Annotated in this window: 10 protein-coding genes; 2 read left to right on the top strand and 8 right to left on the bottom strand. The window is 70.8% G+C overall.

The features are described from left to right. Positions 1 to 75 precede the first annotated feature (75 nt). Positions 76 to 891, top strand: coding sequence for an MBL fold metallo-hydrolase (locus tag B0293_RS05230; protein WP_245192020.1), 816 nt, complete (start codon positions 76 to 78; stop codon positions 889 to 891). Here B0293_RS05230 and B0293_RS05225 read toward each other — a convergent pair. The 8 genes from B0293_RS05225 to B0293_RS05190 all read right to left on the bottom strand — a co-directional run bounded on the left by B0293_RS05225 (position 884) and on the right by B0293_RS05190 (position 11,862). Continuing rightward, positions 884 to 2,197: an MFS transporter gene (locus tag B0293_RS05225; RefSeq protein WP_005162956.1), complete on the bottom strand. Its 1,314-nt coding sequence runs from the start codon at positions 2,195 to 2,197 to the stop codon at positions 884 to 886. The genes B0293_RS05230 and B0293_RS05225 overlap by 8 nt on opposite strands. A gap of 20 nt (positions 2,198 to 2,217) precedes the next feature. Continuing rightward, positions 2,218 to 3,078: a DUF3592 domain-containing protein gene (locus tag B0293_RS05220; RefSeq protein WP_005162955.1), complete on the bottom strand. Its 861-nt coding sequence runs from the start codon at positions 3,076 to 3,078 to the stop codon at positions 2,218 to 2,220. A gap of 9 nt (positions 3,079 to 3,087) precedes the next feature. Next, complete coding sequence (locus B0293_RS05215; RefSeq protein WP_005162953.1) at positions 3,088 to 3,615, bottom strand: hypothetical protein; 528 nt, start codon at positions 3,613 to 3,615, stop codon at positions 3,088 to 3,090. Between the two features lie 58 nt (positions 3,616 to 3,673). Then, a complete protein-coding gene (locus B0293_RS05210) occupies positions 3,674 to 6,706 on the bottom strand; it encodes a hypothetical protein (RefSeq protein ID WP_005162951.1) in 3,033 nt (1,010 codons plus the stop codon). A gap of 1 nt (position 6,707) precedes the next feature. Next, positions 6,708 to 7,763: a hypothetical protein gene (locus B0293_RS05205; protein WP_005162949.1), complete on the bottom strand. Its 1,056-nt coding sequence runs from the start codon at positions 7,761 to 7,763 to the stop codon at positions 6,708 to 6,710. Continuing rightward, the gene (locus B0293_RS05200) at positions 7,760 to 9,073 is read right to left on the bottom strand and encodes a hypothetical protein (protein ID WP_005162947.1); all 1,314 of its coding nucleotides are present in this window, start codon (positions 9,071 to 9,073) and stop codon (positions 7,760 to 7,762) included. The genes B0293_RS05205 and B0293_RS05200 overlap by 4 nt, the downstream gene beginning before the upstream one ends. A 64-nt stretch (positions 9,074 to 9,137) precedes the next feature. Further along, positions 9,138 to 10,037 carry a hypothetical protein gene (locus tag B0293_RS05195; protein WP_005162945.1) on the bottom strand — a complete coding sequence of 300 codons (900 nt, stop codon included), beginning with the start codon at positions 10,035 to 10,037 and terminating at the stop codon, positions 9,138 to 9,140. 37 nt (positions 10,038 to 10,074) lie between these two features. After that, on the bottom strand, positions 10,075 to 11,862 hold the full coding sequence (locus tag B0293_RS05190) for a phosphorylase family protein (RefSeq protein WP_005162943.1): 1,788 nt from the start codon (positions 11,860 to 11,862) through the stop codon (positions 10,075 to 10,077). A 137-nt stretch (positions 11,863 to 11,999) separates the two neighbouring features. Here B0293_RS05190 and B0293_RS05185 point away from each other — a divergent pair, with 137 nt between their 5' ends. Beyond that, on the top strand, positions 12,000 to 12,719 hold the full coding sequence (locus B0293_RS05185; RefSeq protein WP_005162941.1) for an NUDIX hydrolase: 720 nt from the start codon (positions 12,000 to 12,002) through the stop codon (positions 12,717 to 12,719). Positions 12,720 to 12,740: the final 21 nt, after the last annotated feature.

The following is a 12,740-nucleotide window of genomic DNA, read 5'->3' as shown; positions in this document are numbered from 1 at the left end:
TTCCCCCGGCTCGCCCGAGCCGGGGGAAAGACGCGTCTTGACCTCCAGCGCACTGGAGGTCGCAAGCTGTCGATCATGTGGATTTGCGACAGGTGCGGTATCGAACATCCGGCGAGCCCGGAACCACCCCGGTGCGTCCTCGACCGGGGTGAGGTCGGCATGGAGGAAGCCGGTGACCTCGGCGCGCACACCGGACGCTGGTGGACGCACGAGGAACTGATCTCCGCGCCGCACAAGACCTTGCACCGCGATCACGGCCGCGGCCTGCACAGCATCAAACGGGAGCCGCATTTCGCGATCGGGCACTGGTCCTTCGTCGCGGTGACTCCGGCGGGCGCCCTCCTCTGGGACCCGCCGTCCTGGTTGGACACCGAAGTGCTCGACGTCGTGCGCGGTCTCGGCGACGTCACCGCGATCGCCACCAGCCATCCGCACATGTTCGGCGCGCAGCTCGGCTGGAGCCGCGCGCTGGGCGGGGTCCCGGTGCTGGTCAACGAACGCAATCGCGAGTGGCTCCCCGCGCCCGACCCGGCGTTCGAGTTCTGGGACGAGCGGGCCGAACCCTTGCCGGGCCTCGAACTCGTCCGGCTCGGCGGGCACATGCGCGGCAGCGCCGTGGCCAGGACGCCGGACGGCAGCATCCTGGCGGGCGACACGATCACCGGCGGGCTCGCGCCGGACTGGGTGTCGTTCCAGCGCAACTTCCCCAAGCACATCCCGATGTCCGCGGCCGTGGTCCGCCGGATCGTCGACCGGCTCGACGACTTCACCTACGACCGGCTCTACACCCTCGGCGGCGACACCATCGACCGGGACGCCCGCGCCGTGGTGCGCCGAAGCGCCGAGACCCACATCCGGTGGGTCAGCGGCGACTTCGACCACCTCACCTGACCGCGTTCTTCTCCTTGCGGCGGAAGAACAGGGCGATGACGCCCGCCATCGCCATGAAGAAGGCGACGGACCACATACCTGGGCGGAAGCTGCCGGTCAGCCCCTGCAGCCAGCCGACGAGATAGGGACCCACGAAACCGGACAAGTTGCCGAAGGAGTTGATCAGGCCGATCCCGGCGGCGGCGCCGACGCCGGTGAGGAACGCGTTGGGCAGCTGCCAGAACACCGGGACCGCGGTGAACACGCCGACCGCGCAGAGGGTCACGGCGGCCATCACCAGGAACGGCGACCCCATGTACAGCGCGGCGGCGATCGAGACCGCGCCGACGAACGCGGCGATGGCGACATGCCCGGCGCGTTCGCCGGTGCGGTCGGAATGCCGTGCCCACAGCACCATGGCGACGGCGGCGATCGCGTAGGGAATCGCGGTGATGAGCCCGATCTCGACGATGCTGTAGGTGGTCTGGAACTGCTGTTGGAAGCCCTTGATCACCTGAGGGAGGAAGAACGCGAGGACGTAGAGGCCGAAGATGATTCCGAAGTAGACGGCGCTCAGCGCGAGCACGCGGGGGTCGGTCAGCGCCGATCGCGTACTCACCTCGTGAGTGACCGTGGCGGTGTCTTCCGAGTCCAGGGTGGACTGCAACGCCGTGCGCTGTCCCGGCGTCAGCCACTTCGCGTCCTTCGGCTTGTTCGGCAGCAGGAAGAACACCGCGACGCCGAGCAGGATCGAAGGCACGCCTTCGGCGAAGAACATGAAGCGCCAGCCCGCGTCGAAGCCGAGGACGCCCTCGCCGTTCTGGATGAGCAGAGCGGAGATCGGGCTGCCGAGGACCGACGAAAGCGGTACCGCGAGGAAGAACAGCGCGACGATCTTGGCCCGCACCTTCCGCGGGAACCAGTAGGTCAGGTACAGGATGATGCCGGGGAAGAACCCGGCCTCGGCGATACCGAGCAGCACCCGCACGATGTAGAAGCTGACCTCGCCCTGGATGAACGCGGTGGCCGAGGCGACGATGCCCCAGGTGACCATGATCCGCGCGATCCAGATCCGGGCGCCGACCTTGTGCAGGATGACGTTGCTGGGCACCTCGAAGAAGAAGTACCCGACGAAGAACAGGCCGGCGCCGAGCCCGTAGGCGGCCGAACTAATGCCGAGATCGGCGTTCATGGTGAGCGCCGCGAACCCGACGTTGACCCGGTCGAGATAGTTGAGCAGATAGAGCAGCCCGAGGAACGGGACCAGCCGGATCATCGCTTTACGGACCGCTTGCGCGGTGGACACCTCTGCCGTCTGTTCGTCCATCCGCGGGAGTGTAGAGGGGGTCAGAACAGCGGTGGCAGGAAGGCACCGAGGTTCCCACCGGCGGCCCGATCGGCGGGATCGGGATCCACTTGGACCACGTCGGGGTCGCGCGGGTCGTAGGTGACCTTCACCGTCGAACCGCGGGCCGGGGCCTGGAGCGGCGGGGTGATCATCGTCGCGATGACCGTCCGATCACCGGTTTCGGTGGGAAACCGGACCTGCACGGTGAACCGCGGATTCCCCATCACCCAGACGTTCGTGAACTCGACGCCGATGACCTGTCCCATCACCTGGACGCCGGTCTGGGCCAGCGCCTGCGCCCTGTCGTCGGCCTCCGCCTTGGAGACGAACGCCCGCCCCAGCACCATGATCATGACCAGCGCCGTCACCCCGGCCACCGCGGGCACGAGATACGGCTCGTAGTAGACGACCCAGTCGACGTCGGTCCACGGCTCGGCCGCGCCGTGGCCGACCGGCAGCCGTGTCCCCACGGACTCGGGCGGTGTCCACGACGGGATCGCGACGCCGGTGCCCACCGCGATACCGAGCGACGCGGCCAGGCTGCTCGCCCGGAAGCCGACGCCCATTCCGCGCAGTGACATCCCGCCGCTCCACAGCATCGCGAAGCCGAGCGACGACGCGATCGTGATCGCGACGCTGAAGATCAGGACGAGGGAGACCGCCGGGCCCGCGTCGGCCCCCCACGCGTCGACGCGGTTCAGCGACATCAACCGGAAGCCGTCCAGCAGCCCGAGGGCACCGGACCAGCCCGTGACCGCCCAGGCGAGCGTGGTGGGCACGCCGAGCAGCCACAGGCGCAGGCCGGGACGGCGGGCCTGCCGGGGGTCTTCCGGCAGGCCGAACTCGAACGACGGGAACATCTTCGCCCCCTACGCGATCGGGCCGAACACGGCGACCTTCGCCGGGTCGGCGGGGTCGACGCGGGCCTCGTGCCGGGTTCCGGGCGCGTACTGCTGGATCGTCGCCAGCGGCGCGATCAGCGAGGTCACGGTCCCGTAGGTGCTGCCGTCGGCGCGGGTGACCTCGAGTGTCGCGGTGTACTGCGCCTGTCCGGCGATCTTCCGTCCGGTCGGCTCCAGCTCGCGGATCACCAGGGTGGCGGGCTCGCACGTGTCGTAGAGCCGGCGCAGTTCGGTGCCGTAGGCCTGCAGTTCCTGCTGCTGGCGCAGTTGCTCGTCCATCGGCAGCGCGAGGAAGGCCGCCATGTCCGGGTCGGCGTTGAGGTTCCGGAAGGCCTGGGCGGCCAGCTGCGGTGTCGGCAGCTGCGGGGTGATGTCGTGTCCCTGCGCGGCGGCTGCCTGCCGGAACTGCTCGGCGTGCCGCTGGAAGTCCTGCTGGCCGCGCGCCATGCCCTGCTGCGTCGCGTCGTTGATCTTGTCGCGGATCTTCTTGAACATCGGGTGCCGCCTTTCGCTGTGTCGTTCTCGATGGACACAGCTTCGGCGGGCCGTCCCGCTACCGAACCCAGGTTTTCCCGTCGTCGGTCGCGTCGAGGCAGGTCAGAGGCGCCCAGAAGACCGGCGAGGACGCGGGTTCGGGCTTCTCGCGCCAGCGGGCGAGCCGGGACCGCTGCCATGCGCACAGCTCGGTGACCGGATCCTCGCCGGCGAGCGCGGTGTCGACGGCGATGACCAGTTCGGACATCGGGTCCGAACCGGGCACGGCCGCCGACGTCGGCAATGCCCAAACCGTGGCGGCGACCAGTCCCGCCCCGGCCGCGACGGCGGCGAGCAGCACGCCGAAGGGTTCGGCCAGGCCGAAATCGCCCGCACTGGCGCAGCCGATCAGCGCCACCCGCGCGGGCATCGTATCCACTTCGGACAGTGCGAGGTCGGCGGCGGTGAACGGGCGGTGCGGTCCGATCGGCGCGGCCGTACCGGGCAGATCGGCCGGACAGGACAGGTGCAGCGCGGTCTGTGCGCCGTACTCGTCGCGCACGCGGCTGACATGCCCCACGAACACGAGCCGGGAACAGGGCCGCGTCAGGAGTTCGGCGAGCAGCCGGCGGTCGGTGTCGGTGCGGCGGACCAGATCGAGCCCGCGCGCGGCCGCGGGAAGGACCGGGCCCTCGGCGAGCCGCGCGTCCAGATGGCGGATCAGCGGCGACGTCGTGTCCTGCTTGCCGAGCACGGAACCCAGTTCGCCGAAGGCGCTCTGGCCGGGGATGCGCGGGTCGAGCAGGTAGACCGGAGGGCCGTCCGCGGCGGGCGGACGGCGCGGGATGGCGGCCGGGGCGAGCAGCGAGACGTCGGCGATGTCGAGGACGCGCTCGTCGCCGTCGAAACAGGTGCCGATCTCGTCGATCTCGAGGACATGATCGGCCCGCCGGTCGGGCAGCGCCAGCAGTCCCCACGGGACACCGGCGAGGCTCGGGGACGGCTGGATCCGCAGGAGCGGTCGGTTTCCGTCGGCGGCGGCACGCCGGAGCGCGGCGACCAGGTCGGCGGGCAGCAGGTTCAGCGCGAGAACGCGAGCCAGGCGTTGCTCACCGGCGAAGCTGCCGAACGCGTCTTCGCCCAGCGAGCGCCGGACGGCGTCGGCCACGCTCTCGCCCTCGTGCGGTGTCGGCGAGGCGGCGTCCAGGAACTGGCGTGCGGTCCCGACCAGGGCGAACTCGATCGGATGCGTGTGGACGGTGTCGAGGTCCTCGGTGGTCCGCCAGCTGAGGAACGTGTGCCCGGCGTCGGCGAAGCGCAGGAGGAAGGTCTCCCGACCCGGCCGGGCGGCGGGCCACGTCTCGACGGTTTCGGTGACCGGGCAGGGAAGCCGGTACCGCTCGGCAGCGAGATCGAGCCATCGGTCCAGCTCCATCCCGGACGAGGGCGACCAGCGCAGGGCGGGCGGCGGGGCGAGCCGGAGCGGAAGCGACGCCGTGACGGAACCCAGTGCCGCCAACGGAAGCCGGTCGTCCTCAGTGGACGGCAGCAGTTCGAGGGCGGGCAATGTTCCGGTCAGGTCGAGCGACGGCCCCTCCACTCCCGTGTACGCCCCGACCGCGCAGGTGCGCTCGATCAGCTCGGCCGCCAGCCTCGATTCGCTCAACTGGGTCAGCAACGCCAGCGCCATCCCCATCGTCGGAGCCGCGATGTCCCGTGCCCACGCCGTACGCGCCTGTGGCGAGAGGAATTCGAAGCGGTACTCCGCCGCCGCGAGTGTCAGCGGGAGCAGCAGATCCAGCACCGCCCGCAGATCTTCCCCCCTGGCGAACCCGATCGAAGCCGCCACGAAATCCGTGTGCAGGAGATCCGCCCAGTCCCCCGACGCCCGCGCCGATTCCCTGGCACGGGCCGCGTGGTCCTCCGCCGTCGCCCAGTCCCCCTCCGCAGCGGCGCAGCGGGCCAGTGCCGTGTCGAGGAGGCGCAGTCCCGGAACGTCGCCATTGGCAGTCCGGATCGTTTTCGCGTGTTCGAACTGCGCTCTGGCCTGCGCGACGTCGCCCGTGTACAGCAGCAACGTGCCCAGCGCGTAACTCGCCTCCGCGACGTCGCCGGTCAAGCCCGCCGCCGCGAGTTCGTCGCGGGCGGCGACGATCGCGGCGACCGCGCCGGGGAGATCACCTGCCAGGGCGCGAGCTTCCGCCAGCCCGATGCCGGCCTTCGCGGCCATCGGATCCCCCGCGTGCTGAGCGCTCAACCTCAGCAGGTCGGCCCGTGCGTCCGCGTCCTCACCGCCCGCCTGGCGGAGCCGCGCGCGTTCGGCCCTGACCATGGACTGCTGATGCCTGACCCGCTCGCGGACCTCGTCGATCTCCGCGAGGGCGTCCAGCGCCGCCAGGATCTCTTCGAGCGCAACCCGCGCACCCGCCAGATCCCCGGCGGCGATCTGGACGCGCACGTCGAAGATCCGTAGTTCCAGCTCGTCGACGCCGTGGACGTCGAGCAACTCGGGTGGATACTGCTCCGGCCCCGCGTCCTTGCGGAACGCCGCCCGGCGGCGCTGCCCGGCGATCAGCTCACGCGCCTTGACGACGTCGCCTTCCTCCGTGGCCAGGGAGATGAGCACGCGATCGGCGACCTCCCGGGAGCCTTCGATCATCCGCACCTCGGCGTACTGACCGAAGTGGACGATGGCGACGGTGCTCACCTTGAAGACGTGGAGCACGGCTTCGGCGCACTGCCGCGCGTTGCGCAGATCCCCTGCCGAATAGAAGACCGTGGCCAGATCGCTGACCGCGGCGAGTTCGAGATCGGTCCGGTCGAGCCGTTGCGCGATCTCCCGCATCCGGGCGTACTTCCGGTGCGCACCGGCGACGTTCCGCACCGCGGCGAGCTGCTTGGCCTGGTCCTGGACTTTGGCGGCTTCGATGAGCAGCTTCCGATACTTGCTCTCGGACAGCGAGCAGGCCGGTACCTCACCGTACGAAGCCGGGTCGAGACCGAAATACCTGGCGACACAACGACAGTTGTAGCCATGTGAGGTCGCGGCGCTCAGTTCGGGCGGGAGCGGACGGTCCGGCGGGTTCTGAGGCGGCGGCATGCCGACAAGCACGTCAGAACTCCTCGTCGTCCGAAACGGCCGCTGCCCGTTCGGCGAGCGTCCTGACCTCCGGCGGGCGGGCCCGGACGAGCGCGACCACCTGAGCCCGGTCTTCGGGAGTGGTCCCGGCGACACCCTCTCCTGCCGCCCCGACGACCAGCGTGACCCGTCCACTGTGGACTTCGGTGGCGAGCCGGGTCGCGGCGTCGTCCAGGTCGGCCGTGCCGGTGAACCGCCCGGCGCCCAAGGCCAGCGACACCTCCGCGAACGGCTCGCCGTCGTCGGCCGCGACCGCGGTGAGCGTGGCGTCGGCGAACGCGCCCGCGACCTCGACGTCGAGCCGGGCGCCGGTCGCGGCCGCGACGATCCGCCAGGTCACCGTGTTCTCGGCGGCGTCCAGGATCCCCGGCGGCACCCGCGCCCAGTCGACGCTCGCCCGTCCGCTCGCCAGGACGCCTTCACTGCTCGAACCCGGATCCGTGCCCGCGGCCAGCGCGTACGCGCGCTGACCCGGTGCCGCGTTTTCCAGGCCTGCCGACACTTCGGCCGCGGCTTCGGCGCGCACGACGTCGTCCTGGTCGTCGAACCAGGCCGCGAGGCGCGTGCACAGTCCTCGGACTTCGTCGGCGACCGGCGTCGCGGCGGCCACGAGCGCACCGTCCGCGATCGCCGTGTCGAACAACTCAGCCGGGGAGGCTTCGAAGCCGTCGAGGAGGCCCTCCGCCAAGTCCTCCACGTCGGCCGTGGCGACCGCCGTTTCGAGGTCCAGCAACGCCGGGTCGAGCGAGGGCACCCCGAGCGAGGGGCTCGCGGGCCACCAGCGACGCAGCCACAGCAGCAAGGCGAGCCTGCCCAGTTCCGGGACGGCCGGGAGATCGGCTTGGCCCTGGCCGAGCACGGCGAGGCTCGCTTCCGCGCCGATCAGCCGGGTCAGCCACGGTTCGGCGGCCCCGGCGTCGCTGAGTTCGAGCCGCATCGAGGTCGTCCGGCCGGCGAGCAGCTCGGCGAGGGTGAACCGGATCAGGCCGCCGTCCGCCGCGACCACGGGTGTGTGCACCGGATGCGTCACGACACGGCCTCCAGATCGGGCAGCCGGGCGACCAGCGCCCGACGCACCTTGGTCCGCAGGTCCAGCGAGGTCGAACGGACCACACCGGTGACGAGGTCGCGGACATCGGCGGCGTCGGCGGGCAGGTCGCCGCGGACGTCGAAGCCGTGCAGCCGGACCCACAGCCGGTTGAGGAACTGCTTCGCGAACTCGCGCAGATCGCGCAGGAGTTCGGCGTCGGGCCTCGGGAGGAGCGGGGTGGATCCGGCCAGGGCGCGGCGAGCATGCAGGACGTAACCCTCCCGTGCGACCTGGGCGTTGAGCTGACGTGCGAATTCGGGGACGCCCGCGGGCGTGGCGCCGTCGAGTGGCCGCAGCGCGGGCGCGAGGACGACTCCGAGCGCGAAGCACGCGGCCAGCGCGGGCACACCGAGCCCGAATCCGGCGGCGACCCGGGCCAGTTCGTCGTCGACGAGGTCTGCGACCGGAGCCCGCTCGTCCGCGGGAAGACGGCGCAAGGTCGCGCGCACCCGCCGTTCGACACTGCGTTCGAGGAGTTCGGCGCCGGACTCGTCGCGCCGGTTCAGCGGAGGGACGGCGGTGCGATCGCCGCGCTGGAGACCGAGGTCCGGGACAGGCAGTCCGGAGATCTCCCGGACCGTCTTGGTCAAGGCGCGGGCGCCGTCCGGTTGCCGCAGCGCGAGCCCGAAAGCGTGTCCGGCGGCCGAACCGGCGAGCGCGCGCCAGGCCGGATCGGAGAGTTCGTCCACAAAGGACTTAAGCGGTGCGGTGTCCTGAGCCGGGGCGGCCTCGGCGTGCCAGCGGCGCTCCAGTTCCCGGGTGAGGTCCGCCGAGATCCGGGGATCCGCGAGATACCCCGCCAGCTGATCTACGCCCGCCGTCTCGCCGTCGCCGTGCAGATCGCGCAACGCCGCCGCGGCCATCTCGGCCGCCTCCGGCCCGGGCTCGCCGAAACCGGTCGCCAGCTCGTACGCCAGCGGGAAGCAGACGTCCTGGACGTTGCCCGCCGTGATGCGCAAGGCGCGGCGCCCACGTTTGAGGTGGACGAACCACGCGGCCGTCGCGCGCAGCCTGTCCGCGTCGGCCAGCAGCAGGTCCGTCACTTCCGCCGCCGCGACCTGGTCCAGCACCGGGCGACCGAGCCGGGGGCGCGCCGCCGTGCGGATCACCAGCGGGTCGATGATCTTCTTGATCGTCCGGGTCAGCGGACCGCCGTCGGCGGCCGAGAGGACCTCGACGCCGTCGAGGCTCGCCCAGGCCTGGGCGATGACGGCCGAACGCAGCCGGGGCTCGCTCGATCCCGTCGTCACTAGCCCTCCCCTCGCGCCGGCTTTCACTCTATCCGAGACCGGACCGCGCCCTGACCGGAAGGATTCAGCACATCAGCCATTTCCCGTCCGGCTCCTGCCGCAGGCCCATTCCCCAATCGTCCTGTTTGGCCGCCGCCTCCCTGATCACCGGCGGGGCATCGGCCGGGAGGTCGGAAACCACCCACGCGAACCGAGCCGAGTGGGTCACGGCGCCGACAGGCTCCGGACGCTGCTGCACTCGCAGAACCCGGACGGAGATCGTCACTCCCATGACCGAGTAGCCGCCTTCGGAAAACGACCCGCTGCCCACTACCCGCAAGCGATCCTCCACTCGACGGCGTTCCTCGGCGCACGTCACGCGTTCGGCCTCGGCACGATCCTGCCGGGACAGCGCGGACGCGAAAGCCGCGGCCGTCGACTCGGGTGTCGAACGGTCCACCGGGGCATTTCCCGCTGTCGCCGCGCCGCTGGGCGGGGAAGCGGCCGCGACGTTTTCCTCACCCGGCCCGGAGAACGCCGCGACGACTCCGTATCCGCCCGCTCCGAGCACACCCAGCAGCGCGACCACCACCGTGGCCGCGACGATCGGGTGACCACGCACGTGCTTGACGACCTTTTGCTTGATCCGGACGTCTCCGCCGCCGTTCGAGACCACGGAGCCGAGATAGTTGCCGTCCTTGACGGTGACGGCGTTCCCGGGCGCGAGTTCGCCGACCGCCGCATCGAGGTCGCGGGCGAACCGCGGGTCCCGCGCGGTGGCCTCCCCGAGCAGGCGGATCAGTTCGTCACGGTTCGCCGGGGACGGCGCTCCCGACCGGCTCGCCTCGGCACGCACCCTGGCCACGAGGGATTCCTCGCCGATCCGGGCCGCGATGGCCGCCCACGCCGTGTCGACCGCGCGGCCGTCCTTCCCCGGTGTGGCCGTTCGTCTGGACAGCACCTCGACCACGGCTCGCACATCCATGTCGTTCCTCTTCTCTTCGTCCTCGTCCGGCGGACCGTCATCGGCCCGCCGCGAACTTCCCGGGAGGCGCCGTGAACCGGCCGTCGCGTCCCCAGCACTGGGCCGTGCCGTCCGAGCGGACCGCGCAGGAGTACTCCGCTCGCGCACCTGCCGCGAGGGCCGTGAAAGAACCGGGTGGCGGGGTGATCTGACCGCCCTTGTCACGTCCCCAGCAGACGAGCGCCGAGTCGGCGCGCAGTGCGCACGAGTGCTCCTCACCGACCGAGACGGCGGTGTACGTCCCTGCCGGAACAGACGACTGCCCCTCGTCGTCGCTTCCCCAGCAGACCACCGCGCGATCTTCGCGGAGAGCGCACGCGTGACGACTTCCCCGTGACACCGCGGTGAACTTCCCCTGTGGCGGGACGGCGGCTTCGCCGAGGTCCAGGCCCCAGCAGTTCACGACGCCGTCGTCCCTGACCGCGCAGAGATCACCTCGGCCCAGCGAGATCGCCTTGTACCGGCCCGGGGGCGGGGTCACTTTGCCGACCCAGCAAGCGATCTCCCCGCCGACGCGGATTCCGCATTGGTCGGTGATCGCCTGGAACCGGCCTTCGGGTGACGGGACTTCCTGGGCGGACGAGTTCGTGTTCCAGCAAAGGACGGTCTGATCCTCGCGGAGTCCGCACGCCGCCTTGTCGCCCACCGCGACCGCGGCGAACCGGCCTTCCGGCTGTACTCGTTCCTTTCCGCCGTCGCCCCAGCACAGGACCGTGCGGTCCGCACGCACTCCGCACGCGGTCCCGGTACCGGTCGCCAAGGTTTCTTTACCCGACGAGGCGGGCTTCATCGCCTCGGAGACGACGGCGGCCCACGCGCTCGTGCCGCCACCGAGCACCACCTTGCCGATCCCGTAACCACCCCATCCGAGCAAGGACAAGAGCACGGTCACGATCGCGATCGCCACCACCGGGTGCCGCTGCGCTTTGGTGACCACCCGTTGGCTGATCCGCACCGAACCGGTCGCGTACACCGACCCCACCGCGTTGCCGCCGGTGACGGTGACCGGCCCCGGCACGACGCGCTCGATCTCCTGGGGCCGCGCGGTGTTCCGGTACGCCTCCGCGATCACGGCACACAGACCGACGGCGAACGCGGCCGCGGTCGCGACGGCCACCGGTTGCCATCCACCGCTGTCGGTCACTTCCTTCGTTCCGTCCGCGCGGTCGCTGATCCCCCGCACCACGATGGTCGGGGTCGAGTCGTTCAGATGGGCGGCGAGCGCGACCCCGGAGCTCTCGGTCTCCACCGCGACGGCGTCGTTGTAGTGCTTCCGCAGGCGATCGTTCTCGGGTGCGGTGGACGAGTTCAGGACCACTTCACCGGCGGCCACCGGCTCGAAGTGGATCGTGGCCGTGCTGTTCGCGGCACCGGGCCAGGCGCCGGAACGGCCGGCTTGCCTGGCCAGTTCGACGAGCCGATGCGCGGTTTCCGAAGCCCTCGGCCTCGCGCCGAACTCCTCGCCGTCGATCCGGCCGCCTTGGTAGGCGTACACGCGAGTGGCGACCACGACGTCACCGAGCCGGATCCAGTCCCGCAGTCCACCCGCGATCCCCACGAACACCACGGCGTCGGGCCGGAATTCGGCGATCGCGCGTTCGGTGACGGCGGCCGCGTTCACCGTGCCCATCCCGATCACGCCGAGCGCGACCGAGCAGTCGGGCCGCGCGGTCAGATGACCGACTTCGAAGACCGAGCCCGCCGGATGGTGGTGTCGTGTCAGCCCGCTCAGATGTGCCCGCACCGCGTCGCCTTCGAGCTCCAGCGCGGTCAAGATCAAGATCATGCGACGCTCCCGTGCGGCCATTTATCGTCACCCTGACGATTACAGTCGATAGTGTGTACCTAGGTCGCAGCATGCACAAGATACGTTTCAGGGATCCGCGAATTGTCGTCAGATGGACGTCAAGCTAGGCTGCACACATGGCCGAGAAGTGGGTGATCCCGAAGGTCGCGACGTCGGTCGACCTCGTGATCCTGACCATCCGGGAGCAACGACTGCACGCGCTCGTCATCGAGCGGGCCGAGGAGCCCGATCGCGACAAGCCCGCGCTCCCCGGCGGGTTCCTGGCCACCGAAGAGGAAGATCTCGACGCGGCGGCCGCGCGGGAACTGGCCGAAGAAACGGGACTGCGCCCACAAGGCCTGCACCTCGAACAACTCCGCACCTACGGGGCCCCCAACCGGGATCCCCGTTTGCGCGTGATCACGACCGCCTACCTCGCGATCCTGCCCGACCTTCCCGAGCCCGTCCCGGGCGGCGACGCGCGGGCCGCGTCGTGGCAACCGGCGAATCGCTTGCTGGACAAGCGGAACACCATGGCGTTCGACCACGCGCGCATCCTCGCCGACGGCGTGGAGCGAGCACGCGGACACCTCGAGCACACCACTCTCGCCGCGGCGTTCTGCGCACCCGAGTTCACCGTCGCCGATCTCCGGGCGGTGTACGAAGCCGTCTGGGGACATGCCCCGGACCCCCGCAACTTCCATCGCAAGGTCACCAGCGTCGACGACTTCCTGCTCCCCACCGGCAGGCGGACCACCCGGCACGGCGGCCGCCCCGCCGCCCTCTACCGCAGGGGCGGTGCCACCACCCTCTACCCGCCCATCCTTCGAGAGAGCAGTGCGACGGCGCGCGCCTGAGATCGAAGGCACGACCGTTCG

It is taken from the genome of Amycolatopsis azurea DSM 43854, from assembly GCF_001995215.1.
GTDB lineage: Bacteria > Actinomycetota > Actinomycetes > Mycobacteriales > Pseudonocardiaceae > Amycolatopsis > Amycolatopsis azurea.
The sequence above is the reverse complement of the archived record's forward strand: the minus strand, read 5'-3'. Positions and strand labels throughout refer to the sequence as shown.

What these genes read in the sequence shown, in the direction of transcription:
- B0293_RS05220 (WP_005162955.1), bottom strand. Translation starts at nt 3,078, where the DNA reads ATGTTCCCGTCGTTCGAGTTCGGCCTGCCGGAAGACCCCCGGCAGGCC.
- B0293_RS05185 (WP_005162941.1), top strand. Translation starts at nt 12,000, where the DNA reads ATGGCCGAGAAGTGGGTGATCCCGAAGGTCGCGACGTCGGTCGACCTC.
- B0293_RS05195 (WP_005162945.1), bottom strand. Translation starts at nt 10,037, where the DNA reads ATGGATGTGCGAGCCGTGGTCGAGGTGCTGTCCAGACGAACGGCCACA.
- B0293_RS05225 (WP_005162956.1), bottom strand. Translation starts at nt 2,197, where the DNA reads ATGGACGAACAGACGGCAGAGGTGTCCACCGCGCAAGCGGTCCGTAAA.
- B0293_RS05215 (WP_005162953.1), bottom strand. Translation starts at nt 3,615, where the DNA reads ATGTTCAAGAAGATCCGCGACAAGATCAACGACGCGACGCAGCAGGGC.
- B0293_RS05230 (WP_245192020.1), top strand. Translation starts at nt 76, where the DNA reads ATGTGGATTTGCGACAGGTGCGGTATCGAACATCCGGCGAGCCCGGAA.
- B0293_RS05190 (WP_005162943.1), bottom strand. Translation starts at nt 11,862, where the DNA reads ATGATCTTGATCTTGACCGCGCTGGAGCTCGAAGGCGACGCGGTGCGG.